This window comes from Pseudomonas sp. MYb2, assembly GCF_002979955.1.
Lineage (GTDB): Bacteria > Pseudomonadota > Gammaproteobacteria > Pseudomonadales > Pseudomonadaceae > Aquipseudomonas.
The window spans coordinates 11,290-37,248 of the sequence record NZ_PCQC01000015.1; the positions used below are offsets into that span (position 1 = coordinate 11,290).

The 25,959-nt window shown below is 60.0% G+C and carries 22 protein-coding genes; 1 reads left to right on the forward strand and 21 read right to left on the reverse strand.

The features are described from left to right. Positions 1-327 (forward strand): hypothetical protein (locus CQ009_RS30145; RefSeq protein ID WP_218276284.1); only part of this gene is annotated, 327 nt, incomplete at its 5' end. A gap of 18 nt (positions 328-345) precedes the next feature. Here the strand turns inward: CQ009_RS30145 and paoC are convergent. From paoC to purB, 21 genes are all read right to left on the reverse strand, one after another. Continuing rightward, positions 346-2,544, reverse strand: coding sequence for an aldehyde oxidoreductase molybdenum-binding subunit PaoC (gene paoC, locus CQ009_RS21655; protein WP_105708681.1), 2,199 nt, complete (start codon positions 2,542-2,544; stop codon positions 346-348). Continuing rightward, positions 2,541-3,494: a xanthine dehydrogenase family protein subunit M gene (locus CQ009_RS21660; RefSeq protein ID WP_105708682.1), complete on the reverse strand. Its 954-nt coding sequence runs from the start codon at positions 3,492-3,494 to the stop codon at positions 2,541-2,543. Before CQ009_RS21660 ends, paoC begins: the two co-directional genes overlap by 4 nt. Beyond that, positions 3,491-4,114 carry an aldehyde dehydrogenase iron-sulfur subunit PaoA gene (paoA, locus tag CQ009_RS21665; protein WP_064390682.1) on the reverse strand — a complete coding sequence of 208 codons (624 nt, stop codon included), beginning with the start codon at positions 4,112-4,114 and terminating at the stop codon, positions 3,491-3,493. The genes CQ009_RS21660 and paoA overlap by 4 nt, the downstream gene beginning before the upstream one ends. Before the next feature lie 309 nt (positions 4,115-4,423). Continuing rightward, positions 4,424-5,887 (reverse strand): NADH-quinone oxidoreductase subunit NuoN, encoded by a 1,464-nt coding sequence (nuoN, locus tag CQ009_RS21670; protein ID WP_064390681.1) that lies wholly within the window; start codon positions 5,885-5,887, stop codon positions 4,424-4,426. Positions 5,888-5,894: 7 nt separating this feature from the next. Beyond that, on the reverse strand, positions 5,895-7,427 hold the full coding sequence (gene nuoM / locus CQ009_RS21675) for an NADH-quinone oxidoreductase subunit M (protein ID WP_105708683.1): 1,533 nt from the start codon (positions 7,425-7,427) through the stop codon (positions 5,895-5,897). A 39-nt stretch (positions 7,428-7,466) separates the two neighbouring features. After that, a complete protein-coding gene (nuoL, locus tag CQ009_RS21680; RefSeq protein WP_105708684.1) occupies positions 7,467-9,320 on the reverse strand; it encodes an NADH-quinone oxidoreductase subunit L in 1,854 nt (617 codons plus the stop codon). After that, a complete protein-coding gene (gene nuoK, locus CQ009_RS21685; RefSeq protein WP_003223790.1) occupies positions 9,317-9,625 on the reverse strand; it encodes an NADH-quinone oxidoreductase subunit NuoK in 309 nt (102 codons plus the stop codon). The genes nuoL and nuoK overlap by 4 nt, the downstream gene beginning before the upstream one ends. 3 nt (positions 9,626-9,628) lie before the next feature. After that, positions 9,629-10,129 carry an NADH-quinone oxidoreductase subunit J gene (nuoJ, locus tag CQ009_RS21690; RefSeq protein ID WP_008082850.1) on the reverse strand — a complete coding sequence of 167 codons (501 nt, stop codon included), beginning with the start codon at positions 10,127-10,129 and terminating at the stop codon, positions 9,629-9,631. Positions 10,130-10,138: 9 nt separating this feature from the next. After that, positions 10,139-10,687, reverse strand: coding sequence for an NADH-quinone oxidoreductase subunit NuoI (nuoI, locus tag CQ009_RS21695; RefSeq protein WP_016987418.1), 549 nt, complete (start codon positions 10,685-10,687; stop codon positions 10,139-10,141). An 11-nt stretch (positions 10,688-10,698) separates the two neighbouring features. Further along, positions 10,699-11,706: an NADH-quinone oxidoreductase subunit NuoH gene (nuoH, locus tag CQ009_RS21700; RefSeq protein ID WP_064390680.1), complete on the reverse strand. Its 1,008-nt coding sequence runs from the start codon at positions 11,704-11,706 to the stop codon at positions 10,699-10,701. After that, a complete protein-coding gene (gene nuoG / locus CQ009_RS21705; RefSeq protein ID WP_105708685.1) occupies positions 11,703-14,417 on the reverse strand; it encodes an NADH-quinone oxidoreductase subunit NuoG in 2,715 nt (904 codons plus the stop codon). The genes nuoH and nuoG overlap by 4 nt, the downstream gene beginning before the upstream one ends. Positions 14,418-14,550: 133 nt before the next feature. Then, positions 14,551-15,906: an NADH-quinone oxidoreductase subunit NuoF gene (gene nuoF / locus CQ009_RS21710; protein ID WP_007920184.1), complete on the reverse strand. Its 1,356-nt coding sequence runs from the start codon at positions 15,904-15,906 to the stop codon at positions 14,551-14,553. Further along, positions 15,903-16,400, reverse strand: a complete 498-nt coding sequence (nuoE, locus tag CQ009_RS21715; RefSeq protein WP_007920186.1) for an NADH-quinone oxidoreductase subunit NuoE — start codon at positions 16,398-16,400, stop codon at positions 15,903-15,905. Before nuoE ends, nuoF begins: the two co-directional genes overlap by 4 nt. 2 nt (positions 16,401-16,402) lie before the next feature. Continuing rightward, the gene (gene nuoC, locus CQ009_RS21720; RefSeq protein WP_064390678.1) at positions 16,403-18,187 is read right to left on the reverse strand and encodes an NADH-quinone oxidoreductase subunit C/D; all 1,785 of its coding nucleotides are present in this window, start codon (positions 18,185-18,187) and stop codon (positions 16,403-16,405) included. Between the two features lie 74 nt (positions 18,188-18,261). Beyond that, the gene (locus CQ009_RS21725) at positions 18,262-18,936 is read right to left on the reverse strand and encodes an NADH-quinone oxidoreductase subunit B family protein (protein ID WP_003223809.1); all 675 of its coding nucleotides are present in this window, start codon (positions 18,934-18,936) and stop codon (positions 18,262-18,264) included. 10 nt (positions 18,937-18,946) lie between these two features. After that, a complete protein-coding gene (locus CQ009_RS21730; RefSeq protein ID WP_003223812.1) occupies positions 18,947-19,360 on the reverse strand; it encodes an NADH-quinone oxidoreductase subunit A in 414 nt (137 codons plus the stop codon). Positions 19,361-19,997: 637 nt separating this feature from the next. After that, on the reverse strand, positions 19,998-21,323 hold the full coding sequence (gene aceA / locus CQ009_RS21740; protein WP_007920195.1) for an isocitrate lyase: 1,326 nt from the start codon (positions 21,321-21,323) through the stop codon (positions 19,998-20,000). 474 nt (positions 21,324-21,797) lie between these two features. Then, entirely contained in the window at positions 21,798-22,559 is a 762-nt protein-coding gene (locus CQ009_RS21745; protein ID WP_064390677.1) for a secretin N-terminal domain-containing protein, read from the reverse strand. A gap of 231 nt (positions 22,560-22,790) precedes the next feature. Continuing rightward, positions 22,791-23,216 (reverse strand): GNAT family N-acetyltransferase, encoded by a 426-nt coding sequence (locus CQ009_RS21750; RefSeq protein WP_034155132.1) that lies wholly within the window; start codon positions 23,214-23,216, stop codon positions 22,791-22,793. Then, positions 23,209-24,378 carry a cupin domain-containing protein gene (locus CQ009_RS21755; RefSeq protein ID WP_064390676.1) on the reverse strand — a complete coding sequence of 390 codons (1,170 nt, stop codon included), beginning with the start codon at positions 24,376-24,378 and terminating at the stop codon, positions 23,209-23,211. Before CQ009_RS21755 ends, CQ009_RS21750 begins: the two co-directional genes overlap by 8 nt. Before the next feature lie 86 nt (positions 24,379-24,464). Next, positions 24,465-25,835 (reverse strand): adenylosuccinate lyase, encoded by a 1,371-nt coding sequence (gene purB, locus CQ009_RS21760; protein ID WP_064390675.1) that lies wholly within the window; start codon positions 25,833-25,835, stop codon positions 24,465-24,467. Positions 25,836-25,959 lie beyond the last annotated feature (124 nt).

Genomic DNA, 25,959 nt, shown 5'->3' on the forward strand with positions numbered 1-25,959 from the left:
GTCGGTGCAGCTCTTGAATATCCCCGAATCGGTTTCCTCTCCCGGAAGGAGAGGGGGCCGACCGAGGTGTCTTGCATCATCCGCCGACATGAAATTGCCGTGTCGATTATGGCTTCACAGCAAGACGTGCAGGTCGGTGCAGCTCTTGAATATCCCCGAATCGGTTTCCTCTCCCGGAGGGAGAGGGGGCCGACCGAGGTGTCTTGCATCCTCCGCCGACATGAAATTGCCGTGTCGATTATGGATTCACAGCAAGACGTGCAGGTCGGTGCAGCTCTTGAATATCCCCGAATCGGTTCCCTCTCCCTTGGGAGAGGGTTAGGGTGAGGGGCTGTGCTCAGGCGTTTAAATCATCTCCGGCAATGAAGAAAGAATCTTGTCCAGCGTAATCGGGTAATCCCGCACCCGTGCCCCGGTCGCGTTATAGATCGCATTCGCCACCGCCGCGCTCACCCCGCAGATCCCCAATTCACCGACGCCCTTGGCCTTCATCGGCGAAGAAATCGGGTCGGTTTCATCGAGGAAAATCACCTCCTGATGGGGAATGTCGGCATGCACCGGCACCTCGTATCCGGCCAAGTCATGGTTGACGAAAAAGCCGAGCTTCTTGTCCACCGCCAACTCTTCCATCAGCGCTGCGCCGACGCCCATGGTCATCGCGCCGATCACCTGACTGCGCGCCGCTTTCGGGTTGAGAATCCTTCCCGCCGCGCACACCGCCAACATCCGCCGCACCCGCACTTCGCCGGTTGCCGCATCCACCGCGACCTCAACGAAATGCGCGCCGAAAGTCGATTGCTGGTACTGCTCGGCAAGGTCGGCGAACTCGATGCTGTCCTCGGCCGTGATCACGCCGTTTTGCGTGGCATTGCGCAGCGGCACATGTTTGTCGCCAACACGCACCTGACCGTCAACAAACTCGGCTTGATCCGCCGCCAAACCCAACTTGCCAGCCACCGCCTCACGCAGTTTCATGCATGCGGCGTAGACGCCGGCGGTCGAGCAGTTGGCGCCGAATTGTCCGCCCGACCCGGCCGAGACCGGGAAATTCGAATCGCCCAGGTGCACCGTCACATCCTTCAGGCCCACACCCATCATCTCGGCGGCGGTCTGCGCAATGATCGTGTAGCTGCCGGTGCCAATGTCGGTCATGTCGGTTTCCACCGTGACCTTGCCGTCACGCTCCAGGCGCACCCGCGCACCGGATTTGACCAGCAGGTTGTTGCGAATTGCCGCAGCAACGCCCATGCCGATCAGCCAGCGGCCTTCGCGACGGCTGCCGGGTTTGGTATTGCGCTTATCCCAACCGAACTTCTCGGCACCGGTTTGCAGGCATTCGATCAAGCGTCGTTGGGAAAACGGCCGCTCGGTTTTCACCGGGTCGACTTGGGTGTCGTTGAGAATGCGGAACTGGATCGGATCAAGTTTGAGCTGCTCGGCCATTTCATCCATGGCGATTTCCAGCACCATCAACCCCGGGGTTTCGCCAGGCGCACGCATGGCGTTGCCTTCCGGTAGATCCAGCGGGGAAAGGCGCATGCTCACCAGGCGATTTTCCGCGGCGTACAACAATTGGCTCGGCTGCGCGGCGACCTCGACTTTGCCTTCCGCGAGGTTGCCCGACCAGCCTTCGTGGGCAATGGCGGTGAGTTTGCCGTCCGCCGTCGCGCCCATGCGAATGTGCTGAATGGTCGCTGGACGGTGGGTGGTGTTGTTGGCCATTTGCGGGCGGGCGAGGGCGACCTTCACGGGTCTACCCGCCATCCGCGCGCCGAGGGCGGCGAGAATGGCGTCGGCGCGCACGAACAACTTGCCGCCAAAACCGCCGCCAATGTACGGCGAAATCAAGCGGACCTTTTCCTTGGGCAAACCGAGGGTGGTGGCGATGTCGCCGACGCTCCAGGCGATCATCTGATTCGACGTCCACAGGGTCAGTTGATCGCCTTTCCAGGCGGCCAGCGTGGCGTGGGGTTCCATCATCGCGTGGGACTGATCCGGCGTGGTGTAGGTCTGGTCGAACTGCACTGGCGCAGCGGCGAAGGCTTTGGCGAAATCGCCGTGTTTGACATCGGGCAATTCGTCTTTCGGCTCAACGCCTTGGTCACGCACGCTGGCCAGATCGAACTTGCCTTCGGCGGCGACGTAATCGACCTTGACCATTTGCGCGGCAGCCCGGGCCTGCTCGAAAGTTTCCGCGACCACCAGCGCAACGGCCTGGTGATAGTGCTGAATCTCTGGCCCGGCCAGCAACGGCGCGGCGTTGTATTTGCCCTTGCCGAGTTTGCCAGCGTTGGCGGCGGTGACGATGGCGAGTACGCCGGGTGCGGCTTTGGCGTCCTCAAGATCGATGTTGTTGATCCGCCCCTTGGCGATGGCCGAGCCGACCATGAAACCGTAAGCCTGATTGGCCACTGCCTCGTGTTGCTCATAGGCATAAGGCGCCTGACCGCTGGTTTTCAGCGGACCTTCGACGCGGTCAGTGGGTCGGCCGATGACCTTCAACCGGTCGATCGGGTTGGTGGTGGCCGGCGTGTCGAATTTCATGCTTCGTCCCTCGCTTGCGCCAACACCGAACCGAGCGTGCGCTCGACCAGGGTCAGTTTGAATTGGTTGTCATGGGTCGGCGTGGCACCGTCGAGCAGGCGTTCGCTGACGGCTTTGGCGCCTTTGGGCAGCAAGGCTTCGGCGGCTTCGACGCGCCATGGTTTCGGCGCGATGCCACCCACGGCGACACGTCCGCTGCCGTCCTTTTGCAGAATCAGGCCGACCGATACCAGCGCAAAGGCGTACGACGAACGATCACGCACCTTGTGATAAATATGCGTACCGCCGACGGGCACCGGCAGGGTCACGGCGGTGATGAATTCGCCGGGCGTGAGGCTGGTTTCGATGTTCGGCGTGGTGCCCGGCAACTGATGGAAATCGGCCATGGCGATGCTGCGTGTGCTGCCGTCGGGTTTGACCGTTTCGATCTGCGCATCGAGTGCGCGCATGGCGATGGCCATGTCGCTCGGGTGCGTGGCGATGCACGCCTCGCTGACGCCGATGACCCCCAGTTGTCGACTGACCCCGCCAATTGCCGCGCAGCCGCTGCCGGGTTGGCGTTTGTTGCAGGCCTGATTGGTGTCGTAGAAGTACGGGCAACGCGTGCGTTGCAACAGGTTGCCAGCGGTCGTCGCCATGTTGCGCAACTGGCCGGAAGCCCCGGCTAGCAAGGCGCGGGAGAGCAGGGCATAGTCTTTTCTGATGCGCTGATCCGCCGCCAGATCGGTGTTGCGCACCAGCGCACCGATGCGCAAACCGCCCTCGGGCGTGGCTTCGATTTGATCAAGGCCCAAGTGATTGACATCGATCAGGTGCAGCGGGGTTTCGATGTCGAGTTTCATCAAGTCGAGCAGATTGGTGCCGCCGGCGATAAAACGCGCGCCTTCGGCCTGCGCCGCTTGCGCAGCGGCGGCGGGAGAATCGGCGCGGCTGTAACTGAACGGCCTCATGCTGGCACCTCCGCGACTTCAGTGATGGCTTCGATGATGTTCGAGTAGGCGCCACAACGGCAGATATTGCCGCTCATGCGCTCCTGAAACTCACTGGCGATCAGTTGCGGCGGCTCGGTCAAGCTGGCGCTGGCGTGGCTGGGGATGCCGTCGCGGATCTCCTTGATGACGGCGACTGCCGAGCAGATCTGCCCCGGCGTGCAATAACCGCACTGATAGCCGTCATGCTTGATGAACGCGGCCTGCATCGGGTGCAATTTGTCAGGCATCCCGAGGCCCTCGATGGTGGTGACGTCACTGCCTTCGTGCATGACTGCCAGGGTCAGGCAGGAATTGATCCGGCGGCCATCGGCGATCACTGTGCAGGCGCCGCACTGGCCGTGATCGCAGCCTTTTTTAGTGCCGGTCAGTTGCAGGTGTTCGCGCAGGGCATCGAGCAGGGTGGTGCGGGTATCGACGTCCAGTTCACGCGGTTTGCCATTGACGTTGATCGTCACTTTGCTCATGGCCGGTTGCTCCAGGTTGGCCGCATAGGCCTTGAGGCTGATAAACGGCGGCATGGCGAATGCCGTTGCGGTGACGGCGCCAAGGATCAGAAATCTGCGTCGGGAAATCGTCATGGTTCGATTCCTTTTACTCAATCAGGGCAGCAGGGGGCTAGTGGCCCAAACGGGCATGCCGGCGTGTTCACCGGTCTCGTTAAGGAATGACTGCTGAAGAGAGGAAAAGGTTTTTGCGAATTTTCGCTATAGAGTTATGAGTTTGGTTCATTAATCGGGTATTGGAGGGGGAAGATCAAAAGATCGCAGCCTTCGGCAGCTCCTCCACGAGTCCCTGTAGGAGCTGCCGAAGGCTGCGATCTTTTGATCTTGAAATTGCAAAAAAAACGGCACCCGAAGGTGCCGTTTTTGTTTGTAGCGCTCGAGCTGTCAGCCCGCCAGACCCGCCTGCTGAACCAGCGTCAGCAATGGCTGCGGGTACACACCCAGGAAGAACGCGACCAGGGCGATGGCCAGCAGCATCACGCCGCCGGCCTTCTGTTCCCAGTGCAGCTGGGCGTCGTGGCGACGCAGGTTTGGCTCGATCAGGTACAGGGTGACCATCACGCGCAGGTAGTAGAAGACGCCGATGGCGCTGCCCAGCACCAGCGCGCCGACCAGCCACCATTGGTGCGATTCAACACCGGTAGCGATGATGTAGAACTTGCCGATGAAGCCAGCAGTCAGCGGGATACCGGCCAGGGACAGCATCATCACGGTCAGCACGGCGGTCAGGTACGGGCGGCGCCAGAACAGGCCGCGGTATTCGTACAGGGCATCCGCGTCACGGCCGTTGTACGGCGAGGACATCAGAGTGATCACGCCGAACGCGCCGAGGCTGGTGATCACATAAGTCACCAGGTACACGCCAATGGCTTCCACCGCCAGACCTTTGCTCGCCACCAGTGCGATCAGCAGGTAGCCGAAGTGCGCGATGGACGAGTAACCGAGCAGACGCTTGAGGTTGCTCTGGGTCAGGGCCAGCAGGTTACCGAACAGGATCGAGGCGATGGCGATGACGGTCAGCACGTCGCTCAATACGCCACTGCTGGCGGCAGGGGAGATCTGGAACAGACGCACCATCACCGCAAACACTGCAACCTTCGACGCGGTTGCGAGGAACGCAGCCACCGGTGCCGGAGCACCTTCGTAAACGTCCGGCGTCCACAGGTGGAACGGTACCAGCGACAGTTTGAACGCCAGACCGATCAGCATCATGCCCAGGCCCAGTTGCGCCAGCGAGCTAGGCAGGCCAGTCGCGGCCAGAGCCTGACCAATACCGACGAAACTCAGCGAACCCGAGTCGGCGTACAGCAGCGCCATACCGAACAACAGGAACGCGGAACCGGCGGCCGACAGCACCATGTACTTGATGCCGGCTTCCAGCGAACGCTTGTTGAAGAAGGCGTAAGCCACCAGACCGTAAACCGGTACCGAGAGCAGTTCCAGACCGATGAACAAACCGGCCAGGTGCTGCGCGCTGACCAGAACCAGACCACCAGCGGCGGCCATCAGGATCAGCAAGTACAGTTCTTCACGGTTGCCCGGGTAGCCCGAACCGCCATCGCCCAAATAGGCGTGGGCGAGGGTGACGCAGGCGAGGGTGGCGACCAGAATCAGCGCCATGTACAGGCAAGCGAACGTGTCGATTTGCAGCAGTGGAGTCACGGCCAGAGGCGCGACTTTCAGGGCTGGCAGGATCGACAGCAAGGCCAGGTTCAGACCGGCGACCGAAATCAGGAAGGTCTGCGAGTGGTTGCGGCGCCAGGCGATTGCCAGCATCACCACGATAATGGTGAGGCTGGTGATCAACAGTGGCGCAAGCGCAATAAAGTGTTGAATCGTGAATTCCATAGCGCTCTTACCGGGCCGAAGCGAGTTGAGTGAAGGCGGTGCCGAGCCACTGCTGAACGCCATGCATCGTGGCGGCAGACGTGTCGAGGAACGGTTGCGGGTAGACGCCGATGTAGATCAGCAACACCGCAAGGCCTAGCACCATGATCAGTTCGCGAGCGTCCATACCGTGCAGGATCGAATCCGATTTCGCCGGACCGAAGTAGGCACGGTGGATCATGATCAGCGAGTAGACCGAACCGAACACCAGACCGGAAGTGGCAATCGCAGTGATCCACGGCCAGCTGGCGAAAGAGCCGATCAGGATCAGGAACTCACCGACAAAGTTACCGGTACCCGGCAGACCCAACGAAGCGGCTGCAAAGAACAGGCTGATTGCCGGCAGGTAAGCGATACGCGACCACAGACCGCCCATCTCACGCATGTCCCGAGTGTGCAGACGCTCGTACAACTGACCGCTGAGGATAAACAGTGCCGCCGCCGACACACCGTGCGCCAACATCTGGATTACTGCACCTTGCAGCGCCAGTTGGCTGCCGGAGTAGATGCCGATCAACACGAAACCCATGTGGGAAACGGACGAGAAGGCAATCAGACGTTTGATGTCGGTTTGTGCGAAAGCGAGGAACGCGCCGTAGAAGATCCCGATCAGACCGAGGGTCATGGCGATCGGCGCAAACTCCGCCGAAGCATTCGGGAACAGCGGCAGGGCGAAACGCAGCAGACCGTAGGCAGCGGTTTTCAGCAAGATACCGGCGAGGTCGACGGAACCTGCAGTCGGCGCCTGGGCGTGGGCATCAGGCAACCACGAGTGGAACGGTACGACCGGCAGCTTGACCGCGAAGGCGATGAAGAAGCCGAGCATCAGGATGTACTCAGTGGTCATCGACATCTTGGTTTTCAACAGGTCGGCGTAGTTGAAAGTAATCACGCCAGTGTTGTTGAAGTTGACCAGCACCAGACCGAGGATCGCCACCAGCATGATCAGGCCGGAAGCCTGAGTGAAGATGAAGAACTTGGTTGCCGCGTAGATCCGGGTTTTCTTGCCGTCCGAAGAACTGTGACCCCAGAGCGCGATGAGGAAGTACATCGGCACCAGCATCATTTCCCAGAAGAAGAAGAACATGAACAGGTCGAGGGCGAGGAACACGCCGACAACGCCGCCCAGGATCCACATCAGGTTCAGGTGGAAGAAGCCAACGTGACGTTGAATCTCTTTCCACGAGCAGAGTACCGAGAGGATACCCAGCAGACCGGTCAGCAGGATCATCAACAGCGACAGGCCGTCGAGGGCCAGGTGCACGTTGATGCCGAAGCGCTGGATCCAGACATGCTTGAACTCAAGCGCCCAGGTCGGATCGGCGCCAGGCGCCGGAGCAAATGAATAGTTGCCGGTAGCCCACAGCCAGAGGCCGATCGCGAGCAACAGGGACATGGTGATCAGCGCAATCCAGCGCGGGAGGGTAGCGCCGAAGCGCTCACCCATCCAGCACAGCAGGCCGCCGATGAAGGGGATCAGGATTAGCCAAGGCAGAATCATGACGGGCTCGTTTCCTTTCGCAAATTCGCAAGGTTCATATCAGACCGCTACCAGCACGATGGCGCCGATCACCAGCACGGCACCAGCAGCCATGGAAGCCGCATACCAACGCAGTTGACCGGTCTCGGTGCGGCTCAGGGCGGTGTGACCCCCCTTGGCCATACGCGGGATCAGACCGATGGTCTGGTCGAGCGGGTCTTTGCGCAGTACGTGGCTGATCGCAAGGTAAGGCTTGACGAACAGTTTGTCGTAGATCCAGTCGAAGCCCCAGGCAGCGAACCACCAGGCCGAAAGGAAACGGCCGATGCCGCTGTTGGCGATCGCCGTGACGAAACGACGCTTGCCGAGGAACAGCAGCGCTGCCAGCAGGATACCGGCCAGGGCGATGGCGCCCGAGGCGATTTCCAGACTGTGCTTGGCTTCGCCGCCAGCATGGCCAACGCTTTCTGGCAGTACGCCGTGCAGTGGCGGAACGATCATCGCGCCGATGGCGGTGGACAATACGATCAGCACCGACAATGGCAGCCAGTGAGCGATGCCGTGACCGGCGTGGGCTTCAGTCTTGGCTTCACCGTGGAACGTGATGAAGATCAGGCGGAAGGTGTACAGCGACGTCATGAACGCGCCGACCAGACCTGCGTAGAGCAGACCGTGGTTGCCGCTGGCGAACGCTTCCCAAAGGATTTCGTCCTTGGAGTAGAAGCCGGCGGTGACCAGTGGCAGAGCGGCGAGGGCAGCACCACCAACGATGAAGCTGGCATAGGCCAGTGGCAGTTTTTTCCACAGACCGCCCATCTTGAAGATGTTCTGCTCGTGGTGGCAGGCAACAATCACCGCACCGGAAGCAAGGAACAGCAGGGCCTTGAAGAAGGCGTGGGTCATCAGGTGGAAAATCGCGCCATCCCAGGCACCAACGCCCAGCGCCAGGAACATGTAGCCGATCTGGCTCATGGTCGAGTAGGCGAGGATACGTTTGATGTCGGTTTGTACCAGTGCCGCGAAACTGGCCAGTACCAGGGTCACACCACCAACGATGCCGACCAGGTGGAGGATTTCCGGCGCCAGGGTGAACAGACCGTGGGTACGGGCGATCAGGTAGACACCGGCAGTAACCATCGTCGCGGCGTGGATCAGTGCCGACACCGGAGTCGGGCCAGCCATCGCATCCGCGAGCCAGGTTTGCAGCGGCAGTTGTGCCGATTTACCGACCGCGCCACCCAGCAGCATCAGCGTCGCCAGGGTGATCCAGAAGTCGCCGACCTGGAATTTCTGCGGTGCCAGCACCAGCAGTTCCTGGATGTTCAACGTGCCCACTTGCTGGAACAGGATGAACAGGCCGATGGCCATGAACACGTCGCCGATCCGGGTCACGATGAAGGCCTTGAGTGCGGCGTTACCGTTGTTGCGGTTGCTGTAGTAGAAACCGATCAACAGGTACGAGCACAAGCCCACACCTTCCCAGCCGAAGTACAGGAACAACAGGTTATCGCCGAGCACCAGGAACAGCATGCTGGCGATAAACAGGTTGGTGTACGAGAAGAAGCGCGAGTAACCCGCTTCGCCGCGCATGTACCAGGACGCGAACAGGTGGATCAGGAAACCCACGCCCACCACCACGCCGAGCATGGTGATCGACAGGCCGTCGACGTAGAGGGCGAAGTCAGGCTTGAAGCCTTCGACCGCCATCCACTTCCACAGCACCAGGGTGTAGTGACCGCCTTCCGGTGGTGCGACGTTGAATTGCCAGATGACGTAGGCGGCGACGATCGCCGACAAGCCAATGGAACCCACGCCGATCAGCGCCGAGAGGTTTTCCGACCAGCGTCCACGGGAGAACGACAGCAGCAGGAAACCGATCAGAGGGAATACGAAAGTCAGAAAGATCAGGTTCATCCGCGCATCTCACTGGCAGCGTCGATATCGAGCGTGTGGAAGCGGCGATACAGTTGCAGCAGGATCGCCAGACCAATACTGGCCTCGGCGGCTGCAAGGCTGATCACCAGGATGAACATGATCTGTCCATCCGGCTGGCCCCAACGGGCGCCTGCAACAATGAACGCCAGTGCAGAGGCGTTCATCATCACTTCCAGACTCATCAACACGAACAAAATGTTGCGGCGGACCATCAGGCCGACCAGACCAAGGCAGAACAGGATGCCGGCGACGGCCAGTCCATGTTCGAGAGGGATAGCAGGCATGACTTACTCCTTCGCCTCGTTACGGCCCAAATGGAACGCCGTGACGGCTGCAGCAAGCAGCAGCATCGAGGCGAGTTCGACCACCAGCAGGTACGGGCCGAACAGGCTGATGCCCACGGCTTTCGCGTCTACGGTGGTGTGGCCGATGGCTTGACCGCTCTGGTGAGCGAACAGCACATACAGCAGTTCGGCCAGCAGCAGCCCGGCGAGAATCACCGGCCCTGCCCAGATACCGGGCTTGAGCCAGGCGCGTTCTTGCTGAACCGCGGCGGGGCCGAGGTTCAGCATCATCACCACGAACACGAACAGCACCATGATGGCGCCGGCGTAGGCGATCACTTCCAGCACGCCGGCGAACGGTGCGCCGAGTGCAAAGAAGGTCATGGCCACAGCGATCAACGAGATGATCAGGTAGAGCAGGGCGTGCACAGGGTTGGTGTTGGTGACCACACGTAGCGTGGCCACAACAGCGATACCCGATGCGAAATAGAAAGCGAATTCCATCGTTCTTCCTTAAGGCAGCAAGCTCTTCACGTTGATCGGTTCGGCTTCGTTCTGTGCGGCGCCTTTCGGCTTGCCAGCGATTGCCATACCTGCAACACGATAGAAGTTGTAATCAGGGTTTTTGCCGGGGCCGGAGATCAACAGATCTTCTTTCTCGTACACCAGGTCCTGACGTTTGAACTCGGCCATCTCGAAATCCGGTGTCAGCTGGATTGCGGTGGTCGGACAGGCTTCCTCGCAGAGACCGCAGAAAATGCAGCGCGAGAAGTTGATACGGAAGAAGTCCGGGTACCAGCGACCGTCTTCGGTTTCAGCTTTCTGCAGCGAGATGCAACCCACCGGGCAAGCCACGGCGCACAGGTTGCAGGCAACGCAACGCTCTTCGCCATCGGGGTCACGGGTCAGGACGATACGACCACGGTAGCGTGGTGGCAGGTAGACCGCTTCTTCCGGGTATTGCAGGGTGTCGCGCTTGCGAAAGCCATGGCCGAAGACCATGACCAGGCTGCGCAACTGGGTACCAGTACCCTTAACGATGTCGCCAATATATTTGAACATGGGTCAAATCCTCACTGAACCGCGACTGCTGGCGTGTTCCACAACACGACTGCAGCGGTCACCAGCAAATTGATCAGGGTCAGTGGCAGGCAGAATTTCCAGCTGAAATCCATCACCTGGTCATAACGCGGACGCGGAATGGAAGCGCGCAGCAGAATGAACAGCATGATGAAGAACGCGGTCTTCAGTGCGAACCAGAGGAAGGACAGTTGCGGCAATATGCCGAACGGACCATGCCAGCCACCGAAGAACAGGGTGACCAACAGCGCCGAGATCAGGATGATGCCGATGTATTCACCGACGAAGAACATGCCCCATTTCATACCGGCGTATTCAATGTGGTAACCGTCGGCCAGTTCCTGTTCCGCTTCCGGCTGGTCGAACGGGTGACGGTGAGTCACGGCGACGCCAGCGATGAAGAAGGTACAGAAGCCGAAGAACTGCGGAATGATGAACCACAGGTTCTGCGCCTGGTACTCGACGATGTCGCGCATGTTGAACGAGCCGACCTGGACCACGATGCCCATCAGGGCCAGGCCCATGAACACTTCGTAGGACACGGTCTGCGCCGAAGCACGCAGCGCACCGAGCAGGGCGAACTTGTTGTTACTCGACCAGCCGGCGAACAACACCGCGTAGACCGACAGACCGGCCATGGCGAAGAAGAACAGCAGGCCGATGTTCAGATCCGCGACGCCCCAGGTCGGGGTGATCGGGATGATCGCAAACGCGATCAGCAGGGCGGACATGGCTACAACCGGCGCCAAAGTGAAGATCACTTTGTCGGCAAACGGCGGGGTCCAGTCTTCCTTGAAGAACATCTTCAGCATGTCGGCGGCGATCTGGAACATGCCAAACGGGCCAACGCGGTTCGGACCGTAACGGTCCTGCCACCAGCCCAGCAGGCGACGTTCGACAAAGCTGAGCAACGCGCCCGCGACCACCACGGCCAGCAGAATCACGATGGCTTTGACGACCGTCAGGATCACATCGATCACTTCAGGGGTGAACCAGGTCATTGCGCTGCCTCCTGCAGACCGTCGACGGATACGCCGGCGAATGCCGGTGGAATGCCGGCGATGCCCGCAGGCAACGCCACCAGACCGGCGCCCAGTTCTTCATTGATGCGCAGCGGCAGACGCAGGGTCTGACCGGCCACGTTCAGGCTCAGCAGGGCACCGTCGTTGACGCCGAGACGATCCGCTTCGGACTTGGCCAGTGCCACGTAAGCAGCCGGAATACGCTCTTGAACCGGTGCGGCTTTCGAAGAGTTCTCTTCGCTGCCGAACAGGTGGAAGAACGGTACCGCTTGCCAGGTTCCCGGCGCCGGGTTGAATGCGCGCGGTGCAGCAGCGAACCAGTTCAGCGAGTCGCCAGTGCTTTCGATCAGGCGGGTGCCCGGGTCGCCTGCACGGATGTGACCACCGACTTCGTCCTGGAACTTGTTCCACGCTTGTGGCGAGTTCCAGCCCGGCGACCATGCAAATGGCACCTGCTGACGCGGTTCGGCAGAGCCCGAGTAACCTTCCATGGAGAAGGCGAACGCGGTGTCTTTGTCTTGCGGGGTGCGTGGTTCGTGAACGCTGATGTCGGCGCGCATTGCGGTGCGACCGGAGTAACGCAGCGGCTCACGCGCCAGTTTCAGACCCTTGATGCGGAACGCCGCCGATGGTGCAGCGTCGACGATACGTGCCAGTTGCTCGGTGCTCGAAGCAACGGCAGCGGTGACGTGGTCGAGTTGCGTCCAGTCGATCGGCTGGTTCAGCAAGGTCGCGCGCAGGGCGTGCAGCCAGCGCCAGCCTTCGTGAACCAGAATGCTCGCGTCGAGGTATTGCGGGTCGAAAACCTGGAAGAAGCGCTGGGCGCGACCTTCCTGGCTGACCAGCGTACCGTCGCCTTCGGCGAAGCTTGCCGCTGGCAGAACCAGGTGCGCGCGATCGCTGGTCGCAGTCTTCTGATGATCAGCAACGATCACCACTTGCGCAGCGTTCAGTGCAGCATCGACCTTGTCTTTGGCGGTGCGGGTGTACAGATCGTTTTCCAGCACGACGATAGCGTCAGCCTTACCGTCGATGACGGCTTGCAGCGCAGCGTCGACCGATTCGCCACCGAGCATGGCCAGACCAAGGCTGTTGGCTTCTGGCACGATCAGGCTGATCGAACCGTTTTTCTCGCGCAGCTTCAGCGCTTTGGCGATGTTCGCCGCGGCTTCGATCAAGGCTTTGGAGCCCAGCGACGTACCGGCGATGATCAGCGGTCGTTTGGCCGCGAGCAGGGCGTCAGCAATACGCTTGGCCAGTTCCAGTGCTTCGGCGTCCAGACCTTCAACGGCCGGGGCGCTGGCGTCCAGTGCGTGAGCAACGGCGAAACCGATGCGCGCCAGATCGTCAGGTGCTGCGTGTACGCATTCTTCAGCGATGTCGTCGAGCTTGGTTTCCGCCAGGCTGGCGATGAACAGCGGGTTCAGCGCGTGCTGACCGATGTTCTTCACGGCGGCGTCGAGCCAAGGCTGAACGCGCATGGCTTCGGCCATGTCTTCGGCTTTGCCTTTGACCGATTGACGCAGCGACAGCGCCACACGGGCGGCGGTCTGGGTCAGGTCTTCACCGAGGACGAAAATGGCGTCGTGGTCTTCGATGTCGCGCATGTTCGGTACAGGCAGCGGGCTGTCTTTCAGCACTTGCAAGACCAGACGGATGCGCTCCAGTTCGGAGGCTTCGATACCCGAATAGAAGTGCTCGGCGCCGACCAGTTCGCGCAACGCGTAGTTGCTCTCGAGGCTGGCACGCGGCGAACCGATACCGACGATGTTGCGACCGCGCAGCAAGTCAGCGGCTTTATCCAGTGCAGCATCCAGACCGAGCTTGGTGCCGTCGGCCAGCAGCGGCTGACGTGGACGGTCGGTGCGGTTGACGTAGCCATAACCGAAACGGCCACGGTCGCACAGGAAGTACTGGTTCACCGAACCGTTGAAACGGTTTTCGATGCGACGCAGTTCGCCGTAACGCTCGCCCGGGGAAATGTTGCAACCGCTCGAGCAGCCATGGCAGATGCTCGGCGCGAACTGCATGTCCCACTTGCGGTTGTAGCGTTCGGAGTGAGTCTTGTCGGTGAACACACCGGTCGGGCAGACCTCGGTGAGGTTGCCGGAGAACTCGCTTTCGAGGGTGCCGTCTTCAACGCGACCGAAGTACACGTTGTCGTGGGCGCCGAACACACCGAGGTCGGTGCCGCCAGCGTAATCCTTGTAGAAACGCACGCAGCGGTAGCAAGCGATGCAGCGGTTCATTTCGTGGGAAATGAACGGGCCCAGTTGCTGGTTCTGGTGGGTGCGTTTGGTGAAGCGATAACGGCGCTCGTTGTGGCCGGTCATCACGGTCATGTCTTGCAGGTGGCAATGACCGCCTTCTTCGCACACAGGGCAGTCGTGCGGGTGGTTGGTCATCAGCCATTCGACAACACTGGCGCGGAACGCCTTGGATTCTTCATCTTCGATGGAGATCCAGGTGTTGTCGGTGGCAGGGGTCATGCAGGACATGACGATGCGACCACGGGTGTCGTTCTCGTCGGTGTACTGCTTGACCGCACACTGGCGGCAAGCCCCGACGCTACCGAGCGCGGGGTGCCAGCAGAAATATGGAATGTCGAGGCCCAGCGACAGACATGCCTGTAACAGGTTGTCTGCCCCGTCGACTTCGAGCGCTTTGCCGTCTACGTGGATAGTGGCCATGGTTCAAAGGTCTTCGTTGGCCCGGTGTCAGCGGGCGTGGCTAATGGAATCTTGTTATCCGTGCGAATCAAACCAGCCTCGAAAGGCGTCATCGCAGGAGGTGAAAGGCCCAGGCCCTTCACCTGTTAAGCGTTTACGCGCCGATTACGATCGGCCTTGCCAGAGGCGGGACGGCGGCGCTGACTGGCGCGATACCGGCTTCGAACTCTGGACGGAAGTATTTGATGGCACTGCCCAATGGTTCCACGGCACCCGGTGCGTGAGCACAGAAGGTCTTGCCCGGGCCGAGGAAGTTGACCAGACCCAGCAGGGTCTCGATGTCGCCTGGCTGACCGCGGCCTTGTTCGATGGCCATCAGCAGCTTGACGCTCCATGGCAAACCATCGCGGCACGGGGTGCAGAAACCGCACGACTCACGGGCAAAGAACTGCTCCATGTTGCGCAGCAACGAGACCATGTTGACGCTGTCGTCCACCGCCATGGCCAGGCCGGTACCCATACGGGTGCCCACTTTGGCGATGCCGCCGGCGTACATTTGCGCGTCGAGGTGTTCTGGCAGGAGGAAACCGGTACCGGCGCCGCCTGGCTGCCAGGCCTTGAGTTTGAAGCCGTCGCGCATGCCGCCGGCGTAGTCTTCGAACAACTCGCGACCGGTGACGCCGAATGGCAGTTCCCACAGGCCCGGGTTTTTCACTTTGCCGGAGAAGCCCATGAGCTTGGTGCCCATGTCTTCGCTGCCTTCGCGGGCCAACGATTTGTACCAGTCAACGCCGTCGGCAATGATCGCCGGCACGTTGCACAGGGTTTCCACGTTGTTCACGCAGGTCGGCTTGCCCCACACGCCAACAGCGGCAGGGAAGGGCGGCTTGGAGCGCGGGTTGGCGCGGCGGCCTTCGAGGGAGTTGATCAGTGCGGTTTCTTCACCGCAGATGTAACGCCCGGCGCCGGTGTGGACGAACAGCTCGAAATCGAAACCGCTGCCGAGAATGTTTTTCCCCAGCAGGCCCGCAGCCTTGGCTTCTTCCACGGCACGGTTCAAGTGCTTGGCGGCGGTGGTGTATTCGCCACGCAGGAAGATGTAGCCACGGTAGGTTTTCAGCGCGCGAGCACTGATCAGCATGCCTTCGATCAGCAGATGGGGCAGTTGCTCCATCAGCATGCGGTCTTTCCAGGTGTTCGGCTCCATTTCATCCGCGTTGCACAGCAGGTAGCGGATGTTGATGGATTCGTCTTTGGGCATCAGGCCCCACTTCACACCCGTGGGGAAGCCTGCACCGCCGCGACCTTTCAAGCCTGCGTCTTTCACAGTCTGGACGATGGCGTCCTGATCCATGTCGGCGAAGGCTTTGCGCGCAGCGGCGTAACCGTTCTTGGCCTGGTACTCGTCGAGCCACACGGCTTCGCCGTCATCGCGCAGACGCCAGGTCAGCGGGTGAGTCTCGGCCGAACGCTGAATGCGGTTGGCAGGACCGAAAGATGTCAGGGTCATACGTAGCCCTCGAGCAGTTTGGCGACGCCAGCAGGCTGCACATCACCAAAGGTGTCGTCGTCGATCATCAGCGCCGGTGCCTTGTCGCAGTTGCCGAGGCAGCAGACAGGCAGCAGGGTGAAACGACCGTCGGTGGTGGTCTGACCCAGGCCGATGCCCAGATTGTTCTGGATTTCGCTGACCACCGACTCGTGGCCGCCGATGTAGCAGACCATGCTGTCGCAGACGCGAATGATGTGACGGCCAACCGGCTGACGGAAAATCTGGCTATAGAACGTCGCCACACCTTCAACGTCGCTGGCGGGGATGCCGAGAATCTCGCCGATCGCGTACAGGGCGCCATCCGGCACCCAGCCGCGTTCTTTCTGAACGATCTTCAGGGCTTCGATCGACGCCGCGCGCGGGTCTTCGTAGTGATGCAGCTCGTGCTCGATGGCCGAGCGCTCGGTTTCACTGAGGGTGAAACGGTCTGTCTGGATAAGCGTGCTGTTCATGCTTAGCGGTCCACGTCGGCCATAACGAAGTCGATACTACCCAGGTACGCAATCAAGTCCGCGACCATGCTGCCTTTGATCACCGAAGGGATCTGTTGCAGATGCGGGAAGCTTGGAGTGCGGATCCGGGTACGGTAGCTCATGGTGCCGCCGTCGCTCGTCAGGTAATAACTGTTGATGCCCTTGGTCGCTTCGATCATCTGGAAGGATTCGTTGGCCGGCATCACCGGGCCCCACGAAACTTGCAGGAAGTGCGTGATCAAGGTTTCGATGTGCTGCAGCGTGCGCTCTTTCGGCGGCGGCGTGGTCAGCGGGTGATCCGCCTTGTACGGGCCTTCCGGCATGTTGCGCATGCACTGGTCGATGATCTTGATGCTCTGGCGCATCTCTTCGACGCGAACCATGCAGCGGTCGTAGGCATCGCCGTTGGCGGCCAGCGGTACTTCGAACTCGAAGTTCTCGTAGCCGGAGTACGGACGCGCTTTACGCAGGTCGAAATCGCAACCGGTCGAACGCAGGCCGGCACCGGTGACACCCCATTCCAGGGCTTCTTTGGTGTTGTACTGGGCGACGCCGATGGTACGACCCTTGAGGATGCTGTTCTGCAGGGCAGCCTTGGTGTATTCGTCGAGGCGTTTTGGCAGCCATTCAACGAAGTCTTTCACCAGTTTTTCCCAGCCGCGCGGCAGGTCGTGGGCAACGCCACCGATGCGGTACCAGGCCGGGTGCAGACGGAAACCGGTAATGGCTTCGATCACCGTGTACGCCTTCTGGCGGTCGGTGAAGGTGAAGAACACCGGCGTCATCGCACCAACGTCCTGGATGTAAGTACCCAGGAACAGCAGGTGGCTGGTGATCCGGAAGAACTCGGCCATCATGATGCGGATGACGTCGACCTTCTCGGGCACCTTGATGCCGGCCAGCTTCTCGACCGAGAGCACGTACGGCAGGTTGTTCATCACGCCGCCGAGGTAATCGATACGGTCGGTGTACGGGATGAAACTGTGCCAGGACTGACGCTCGGCCATCTTCTCGGCACCACGGTGGTGGTAACCGATGTCCGGTACGCAGTCGACGATCTCTTCGCCGTCCAGCTGCAGAATGATGCGGAACGCACCGTGCGCCGAAGGGTGGTTCGGGCCGAGGTTGAGGAACATGTAGTCCTCGTTCGTCCCGGAGCGTTTCATGCCCCAGTCTTCAGGACGGAAGCGCGCGGCTTCTTCCTCAAGCTGTTGCTTGGCGAGGTTGAGGCTGTACGGATCGAATTCGGTCGCACGCGCCGGGAAGTCCTTGCGCAGCGGGTGACCTTCCCAGGTCGGCGGCATCATGATGCGCGACAGGTGCGGGTGACCTTTGAAGTCGATACCGAACATGTCCCAGACTTCACGCTCGTACCAGTTGGCGTTCGGCCAGATGCTGGTGACGGTCGGCAAGCTGAGGTCGCTTTCGGACAAGGCGACCTTGATCATCACGTCACTATTACGCTCCAGCGACATGAGGTGATAGAACACGGTGAACTCGGCGTCGCTCGGCAGGCCTTGACGCTTGGTGCGCAGACGCTCGTCCACGCCGTGCAGGTCATAGAGCATGACGTACGGCTTGGGCAGGTTGCGCAGGAAAGTCAGGACTTCAACGAGCCTGGCGCGCGCAACCCACAGCACCGGCATGCCGGTGCGGGTCGACTGAGCGGTGAACGCTTCGGCGCCAAAACGGTTGTTCAATTCAACGACCACATCCTGGTCGTCTGCCTTATAAGGCGGGATGTACAGAGCGCTGCCTGTAGTCATGGTTATTTTTTCGCTTTCGGTCAACGTAAAGAATGAAGCCAGCTTCTCGTTTCTTTTTTAAGAACAGATCTGGATCAGACTTCGTCAGGGCTGCGCAGATTGGTGACTGCGATTCGCTGTTCGCGGCGCTGTTCCTTCTGCGAAGGCATGTCGGCGCGATAAACGCCTTGATCACCAACGACCCAGGAAAGCGGGCGACGCTCCTGTCCAATCGATTCCTGCAACAGCATCAAGCCTTGCAGAAATGCTTCTGGACGGGGCGGGCAGCCAGGTACGTAGACGTCCACGGGCAGGAACTTGTCCACCCCTTGAACCACAGAGTAGATGTCGTACATGCCACCGGAGTTGGCGCACGAACCCATGGAGATAACCCACTTCGGCTCGAGCATCTGCTCGTAGAGACGCTGAATGATCGGCGCCATCTTGATGAAGCAGGTACCGGCGATAACCATGAAGTCGGCCTGACGCGGCGATGCCCGGATGACTTCGGCGCCAAAGCGCGCGATGTCGTGGGGCGCCGTGAAGGCGGTGGTCATTTCCACGTAGCAGCACGACAGGCCGAAGTTGTACGGCCACAGGGAGTTCTTACGTCCCCAGTTGACCGCGCCACTCAGCACGTCTTCCAGCTTGCCCATGAAAATGTTTTTGTGGACTTGATCTTCTAACGGATCGGAAACGGTTTCCCGTTCGCCAATCGGATACTGCTCGTTAGGAGCATCGGGGTCGATCCTGGTGAGATTGTATTGCATTGCCAAAGCCTCATTGTTTCAGCTTCGCCTGCCGCTTGCGACGAGCTTCCGGAGCCCAGTCAAGGGCGCCCACTCGGAACAGGTAGACAAGACCTGCCAACAGAATTGCTATGAAAACGAGAGCTTCGACGAATCCGGTCCAGCCGCTTTCGCGGACGGACACAGACCATGCAAAGAGAAAGAGGGCTTCGATATCGAAGATCACGAAGAGCATCGCGACCAGATAGAATTTGGCTGAGAGCCGCAAGCGGGCGCCACCGGTAGGTAGCATGCCGGACTCGAACGGTTCGTTTTTGCTGCGACCCCAGGCTTTTGACCCGAGGAGGCTGGAGACGCCAAGCATGAAGGCACACAGGCCGACGACACCCAGAAGGAAAATGGCAAAGCCCCAGTTGTGGGCCATGAGTCCTGTCGCTTCGGGCATGCTGGTAATCCTTAACAGAGAGCAAAGGTCTCTGAGCTTGATAAAGAAATAGGCAGTGACGATATGTCGCAGCAATCAATCGCGCTGATTTTATGGCTAAACACCCTGCAAGTAAAATTCCTATAGCGAAATTATTTATTGGAATAAGGACATAGCGCATCTCCACTGCCCTGCAGCCCATGCGTTGCGGGCATTAGGCGGGTTTATGCAAATAATGTTTTGTAGGGAATGTAACGAACATAGTTGCGGCTAAATGATAATTGATATCGTTTGGAGTGGTTTTGTAACTGTTTAACGGGATGGAAGTTGGGAAGTTGTCTTACTTGCGCGTTACTGCAAGTAGCGACGGCGCCCGTTTTAGCGGATTTTTCTGACGGATGTACCGCGCTGGATCAATGTTTTCTCCGAACGACGCCGATCCCTGTAGGAGTGAGCCTGCTCGCGATAGCGGTGGGTCAGTCACAGTATGCGCAAGCTGACACACCTCTATCGCGAGCAGGCTCACTCCTACAGGGATTTGTGGTGTTCATTAAATCGGGGCAAAAAAACGCCCCGAACCAGTCGGGGCGTCAGTTTTTCGGCTCTGCGGTTAGCTTTCTATTCGATCCGCAGGGGCCGTTTGCTCAGGCGAAGCAGATCAGTGGAACTGTTCTTCTTCAGTCGAACCGGTCAGTGCGGTTACCGAAGACGAGCCACCTTGAATCACGGTGGTCATGTCGTCGAAGTAGCCGGTGCCCACTTCCTGCTGGTGAGCCACGAAGGTGTAACCCTTGGCGGCGTCAGCGAATTCCTGCTCTTGCAGCTTCACGTAGGCAGTCATGTCGTTGCGGGCGTAGTCGTGCGCCAGGTTGAACATGCTGTGCCACATGTTGTGAATGCCGGCCAGAGTGATGAACTGGTGCTTGTAACCCATGGCGGACAGTTCGCGCTGGAACTTGGCGATGGTCGCGTCGTCCAGGTTTTTCTTCCAGTTGAAGGAAGGCGAGCAGTTGTACGACAGCAGTTGGTCCGGGTATTCCTTTTTGATCGCTTCAGCGAAGCGACGAGCCTCGTCCAGATCCGGCTTGGCGGTTTCGCACCAGATCAGGTCGGCGTATGGCGCGTAAGCCAGGCCACGAGCGATGGCTTGATCGAGGCCAGCGCGAACCTTGTAGAAACCTTCCTGAGTGCGCTCGCCAGTCACGAACGGCTGGTCGTACGGGTCGCAATCGGAAGTCAGCAGGTCAGCAGCGTTCGCGTCGGTACGGGCCAGGATGATGGTCGGCGTACCGGCAACGTCAGCGGCCAGACGTGCAGCGGTCAGCTTCTGTACGGCTTCCTGGGTAGGAACCAGTACTTTACCGCCCATGTGGCCGCATTTTTTCACGGAAGCCAGTTGGTCTTCGAAGTGAACGCCGGCGGCGCCTGCTTCGATCATGCTCTTCATCAGCTCGTAAGCGTTCAGAACGCCACCGAAACCGGCTTCAGCGTCAGCCACGATCGGCGCGAAGTAGTCGATATAGCCGTCGTCGCCCGGGTTCTTGCCGGCTTTCCACTGGATCTGGTCAGCACGACGGAACGAGTTGTTGATGCGCTTGACCACGGTTGGAACCGAATCCACCGGGTACAGCGACTGGTCCGGGTACATGGATTCTGCGGAGTTGTTGTCCGCAGCAACCTGCCAGCCCGACAGGTAGATCGCCTGGATACCGGCTTTAACCTGCTGAACAGCCTGGCCACCGGTCAGGGCGCCCATGCAGTTGACGAAATCTTTCTCAGGACGGAAGGACGGCTTGGCACCCTGGGTGACCAGGTTCCACAGCTTGTCGGCGCCCATTTTTGCAAAGGTGTGCTCAGGTTGAACCGAGCCACGCAGACGGACGACGTCAGCAGCGGAGTAAGTGCGTGTCACGCCTTTCCAGCGCGGGTTTTCAGCCCAGTCTTTTTCGAGGGCTGCAATTTGCTGTTCGCGTGTCAGTGCCATGGAGATAAACCTCGTCGCGTCTTTTATGAAAAGTTGTTCTGCGGTGGAAAATTCCTGCGCTCGCTGACCAGAAGCTTAGGTGGTCAAGTCGGTTTCGGCGGGGTAGGCGACGGGATGAACGATGGGCTCGAGGGGAAGTGAGCAGGTAGTGGCGGACTGCGGGCGCATTCGGGCGTCGTGGGCCTTTATACGGTCTACAGTGTGGAGCCGGGTTACCTAATTACGCTTCCGTCCCTCGGGACAACTTCGTTCCAGTCGGCAACCTCGTCAAACACACCTTGTGGGCGGTACAGACACGAAACGGTTCGCGGGGTAGGTGCGAACATCGCTTCGAAGGCCCTTGCCAGGGCCTCTGATTAGCGGGAGCGAGGCCATCATGCCTTCGCTTTTTTGCCTCGTCAAACGTTTTGTAGTGCTTTTTTTCAAGCACTACATCTTTCGTCTAATACGACTAATCAGTCAGTTTTCGGTGCTTTAGTCCAACGTGTCGACTTTGACCCGCAAGGTCATGTCATCCCGACCTTGAGTCGAGTAGCTGCGGGTCAGGCCCTGTTTGTCAGCCTGGGTCTGGCTGTTGACGCCGGCGAGGGTGATCCATTCACCGAGGCGTCCGCTGACAGTTGTGTCGGTACTTTGTACGTTCACTACATCGGAACGTTCCTGGCTCATTCGGTCATTGTTGGTAGTGATCGCCAGGTGAACGGTGTCGCCGGTGACGCTGGCGGTGACGTAAAACCCTCGAGTGACGTTGCGGTATTGGGTCTGGCTGTTGTAACCGCCATAGGAATCGCTCTGCACGTTGGTGATCGGCACGCTTTGCCCGACCTGGATCAGCGCCGGCATGCCTTCGCTGGCTTGCACCTGTTGCACGCCGCCGTTACGGCTGGTGGTGCTGCGGCTGATGATGCGGGTTTGACTTGGCTGGGCGCCATTGACCGAATAACCCTCGTCGCCCCGACCATTGTTTTCGTTGGTGTCGACGGTGATCAGCAGGCGCTTGGGCGCGGTGTCGAGCTGGGTGATCAGCGCCTTGAGTTCCTGGATCTTGTCCGGCTCTGCCTTGATGATCAGTTGGTTGCCGTAGGCGCTGACCTGACCGTCCTTGCCGAGGAAGTCTTGCGCCATTGGCAGCATGTCGGTGCTGGTGCGGTAATTGAGAGGCACGATTTCTGTGGCTGCCATCACCGAAAAACTGCAGCCGAGCAGCAAGGTGGTGAGCAGGGTGCGTAGGGACATGTCCGTTATCTCCGCTTTCGAAAGGCTTGATATTGCCAGTTTGTCGGCCTTGGGTGGGGCAAGTTGAATCGTAGACAGCAAAACGCCCCGGCATCGGTGATGCCGGGGCGTGATCGTTCCCACGCTCTGCGTGGGAATGCAGCCAGTGACGCTCTGCGTCACATGCCGCAAGGGACGCGGAGCGTCCCGAGGGCATTCCCACGCAGAGCGTGGGAACGATCAGGGCGGGGCTCAGGCCGAATGGCGAACCATGTCGACATGCGGAATCCCGGCTTCGAGGAATTCCTCGCTGACCAGGCTGAAGCCCAGACGCTCATAGAACGCCGTGGCCTGCACCTGTGCACTGAGCATCTGCTGCTTCAAGCCACGCTCTTCAGCTTCAGCAATCACCGCTTGCATCAGCGCATCACCGACTTTCATCCCGCGCCAGTCTTTCAGCACGGAAACGCGGCCGATGTGCCCATCAGGCAACAGACGCGCAGTGCCAATCGGAAAGTCGCCTTCAAACGCCAGAAAATGTACGGCGGTCGCGTCATCCGCGTCCCATTCCAGCTCAGGTGGCACCGATTGCTCGGCAATGAACACCGTTTCACGAATGCGCCGGATCTCGGCGATGTCCTTCTGCCAGTCTGCGACACGAACGCGAATTTTATTCATCAGCGAACCCCAGGCTACCTTGCTTGACCAGTTCGCAGAGCAGGCCGCGACCGTCTTCGTCGTTCAGCCACTCACCGAGGTTCTCGGTGTGCAGGGCGTCAGCGGCGCAGATCAGCTTCAGCAGTTCGCGCAGCTTGCCCGGCAGGTAACGGCTCTGGCCGCTGGCGAACAACAGCAGATCGTCATCGACTTCCGACCACGCCAGGCGCGCGCTCGGGTTGCGGATCAAGATGGCGCCATCCTGCAGAGCGCTGAGGAAATCTTCTTCTTCGACGTCTTCCGGGCCAACCACCAGCTCTGGATAACGCGGCTCGGTCATGTACTGGCCGAACCAGGTCAGCAGCAGGCGCTCATCGCTCATGTGCTCGGCGAGCAGGCTTTTCAGGCGATCCAGGGCATCGTGCTGAATCTGGTGCGGATCGACGGCTGGCTTGGCGTCAGCATCGGTGTAGCGCTCTTCGTCAGTCAGGAACTGGCTGAGGAAATCGGTGAAGTGGGTCAGCACTTCAGAGGCGCTCGGCGCGCGGAAACCGACCGAGTAGGTCATGCAGTTGTCGACCGCGACACCGCAGTGAGCCAGACGCGGCGGCAGGTAGAGCATGTCGCCTGGTTCCAGAACCCATTCTTCGGTTTCGTGGAATTCGGCGAGGATGCGCAGATCGGCGTGTTGCAGCAACGGGCTCTCGGAATCGCACATCTGGCCGATTTTCCAGTTGCGCTTGCCGTGGCCTTGCAGCAGGAACACGTCGTAGTTGTCGAAGTGCGGACCGACGCTGCCACCCGGGGCGGCGAAGCTGATCATCACGTCGTCGACGCGCCAGCTCGGCAGGAAGCGGAAGTTTTCCAGCAGCTCGCTGACTTCCGGGACGAATTGATCGACGGCTTGAACCAGCAGGGTCCACTCTTTTTCCGGCAGCTTGCTGAATTCGTCTTCAGCGAACGGGCCGCGACGCAGTTCCCATGGGCGCTCGCCGTGCTCGATCACCAGGCGCGATTCGACTTCTTCTTCCAGGGCCAGGCCGGCCAGTTCGTCGGCGTCGATCGGGCTTTCGAAGTCAGGAATCGCCTGGCGGATCAGCAGCGGCTTTTTCTGCCAGTAGTCGCGCAGGAACTCACGTGCTGTGATGCCGCCCAGAAGTTGAAGAGGAATATCGGGATTCATATGTAACCTATTGAAAAAAAGCACTTTTCAGACGGGAATAAAAACGCCCGGCGCGGCCGGGCGTCTCAAACGGGGCAAACGGTCGATCAGATGCGTTTGGCTTGCGCTACAGCGTTGCCGATGTAGTTGGCCGGAGTCAGTTGCTTGAGCTCGGCTTTCGCTTGCGCAGGCATGTCCAGGCCGTCGATGAAAGTCTGCAACGCTTCCGGGCTGATGCCCTTGCCGCGGGTCAGTTCTTTCAGCTTCTCGTACGGGTTTTCGATGTTATAGCGGCGCATCACGGTCTGGATCGGCTCAGCCAAGACTTCCCAGCACGCGTCGAGGTCAGCGGCAATCTTCTGCTCGTTGAGCTCCAGTTTGCTGATGCCTTTGAGGCTGGCTTCGTAGGCGATCACGCTGTGGGCGAAGCCGACACCGAGGTTGCGCAGTACGGTGGAGTCGGTCAGGTCGCGCTGCCAGCGGGAGATCGGCAGTTTGCTCGCCAGGTGCTGGAACAGCGCGTTGGCGATGCCCAGGTTGCCTTCGGAGTTTTCGAAGTCGATCGGGTTGACCTTGTGCGGCATGGTCGACGAGCCGATTTCGCCAGCGATGGTGCGCTGTTTGAAATAACCCAGGGAGATGTAGCCCCAGATGTCACGGTCGAAGTCGATCAGGATGGTGTTGAAGCGCGCGATCGCGTCGAACAGCTCGGCGATGTAGTCGTGCGGTTCGATCTGCGTGGTGTACGGGTTGAAGCCCAGGCCCAGTTCGTCTTCGATGAAGGCGCGGGCGTTGGCTTCCCAGTCGATCTGCGGGTAGGCCGACAGGTGCGCGTTGTAGTTGCCGACGGCGCCGTTGATCTTGCCCAGCAGCGGCACGGCAGCGACCTGAGCGATCTGACGCTCGAGACGGTAAACCACGTTCGCCAGCTCTTTACCCAGAGTAGTCGGCGAAGCCGGCTGGCCGTGGGTACGCGACAGCATCGGCACGTCAGCGAAACGGATGGCCAGTTCGCGGATGGCTTCGGCGGTCTGGCGCATCAGCGGCAGCATCACGTCGTCACGGCCTTCGCGCAGCATCAGGGCGTGGGACAGGTTGTTGATGTCTTCGCTGGTGCAGGCAAAGTGAATGAACTCGCTGACCTGGGCCAGCTCCGGCAGCTTGGCCGCCTGCTCTTTGAGCAGGTATTCGATCGCTTTGACGTCGTGGTTGGTGGTGCGCTCGATCTCTTTGACGCGCTCGGCGTGCTCCAGCGAGAAGTTTTCAGCCAGTTCATTGAGAACGGCGTTGGCCTCGGCGGAGAAGGCTGGCACTTCAGGAATGCCAGCGTGGGCGGCCAGGCGCTGGAGCCAGCGCACTTCAACCAGAACGCGGGCACGGATCAGGCCGTACTCGCTGAAAATCGGGCGCAGGGCCTGGGTTTTGCCGGCGTAGCGGCCGTCAACAGGGGAAACCGCAGTGAGCGAAGAAAGCTGCATGGGGTGTTCTCGGACAGTCGGGCAACGAAATGGGGCGCGTATCATACATGAAAAAATCCGCCGGTCCGTTGCCAACTGACCGGCGTATTACGCGTTACAGACTACAAAGCTTTTATTGCGTGGC

Coding starts and splice junctions, on each gene's coding strand:
- paoC (WP_105708681.1), bottom strand. CDS start 2,544: ATGAAATTCGACACGCCGGCCACCACCAACCCGATCGACCGGTTGAAG.
- CQ009_RS21660 (WP_105708682.1), bottom strand. CDS start 3,494: ATGAGGCCGTTCAGTTACAGCCGCGCCGATTCTCCCGCCGCCGCTGCG.
- paoA (WP_064390682.1), bottom strand. CDS start 4,114: ATGACGATTTCCCGACGCAGATTTCTGATCCTTGGCGCCGTCACCGCA.
- nuoN (WP_064390681.1), bottom strand. CDS start 5,887: ATGGAATTCACGATTCAACACTTTATTGCGCTTGCGCCACTGTTGATC.
- nuoM (WP_105708683.1), bottom strand. CDS start 7,427: ATGATTCTGCCTTGGCTAATCCTGATCCCCTTCATCGGCGGCCTGCTG.
- nuoL (WP_105708684.1), bottom strand. CDS start 9,320: ATGAACCTGATCTTTCTGACTTTCGTATTCCCTCTGATCGGTTTCCTG.
- nuoK (WP_003223790.1), bottom strand. CDS start 9,625: ATGCCTGCTATCCCTCTCGAACATGGACTGGCCGTCGCCGGCATCCTG.
- nuoJ (WP_008082850.1), bottom strand. CDS start 10,129: ATGGAATTCGCTTTCTATTTCGCATCGGGTATCGCTGTTGTGGCCACG.
- nuoI (WP_016987418.1), bottom strand. CDS start 10,687: ATGTTCAAATATATTGGCGACATCGTTAAGGGTACTGGTACCCAGTTG.
- nuoH (WP_064390680.1), bottom strand. CDS start 11,706: ATGACCTGGTTCACCCCTGAAGTGATCGATGTGATCCTGACGGTCGTC.
- nuoG (WP_105708685.1), bottom strand. CDS start 14,417: ATGGCCACTATCCACGTAGACGGCAAAGCGCTCGAAGTCGACGGGGCA.
- nuoF (WP_007920184.1), bottom strand. CDS start 15,906: ATGACCCTGACATCTTTCGGTCCTGCCAACCGCATTCAGCGTTCGGCC.
- nuoE (WP_007920186.1), bottom strand. CDS start 16,400: ATGAACAGCACGCTTATCCAGACAGACCGTTTCACCCTCAGTGAAACC.
- nuoC (WP_064390678.1), bottom strand. CDS start 18,187: ATGACTACAGGCAGCGCTCTGTACATCCCGCCTTATAAGGCAGACGAC.
- CQ009_RS21725 (WP_003223809.1), bottom strand. CDS start 18,936: ATGCAATACAATCTCACCAGGATCGACCCCGATGCTCCTAACGAGCAG.
- CQ009_RS21730 (WP_003223812.1), bottom strand. CDS start 19,360: ATGCCCGAAGCGACAGGACTCATGGCCCACAACTGGGGCTTTGCCATT.
- aceA (WP_007920195.1), bottom strand. CDS start 21,323: ATGGCACTGACACGCGAACAGCAAATTGCAGCCCTCGAAAAAGACTGG.
- CQ009_RS21745 (WP_064390677.1), bottom strand. CDS start 22,559: ATGTCCCTACGCACCCTGCTCACCACCTTGCTGCTCGGCTGCAGTTTT.
- CQ009_RS21750 (WP_034155132.1), bottom strand. CDS start 23,216: ATGAATAAAATTCGCGTTCGTGTCGCAGACTGGCAGAAGGACATCGCC.
- CQ009_RS21755 (WP_064390676.1), bottom strand. CDS start 24,378: ATGAATCCCGATATTCCTCTTCAACTTCTGGGCGGCATCACAGCACGT.
- purB (WP_064390675.1), bottom strand. CDS start 25,835: ATGCAGCTTTCTTCGCTCACTGCGGTTTCCCCTGTTGACGGCCGCTAC.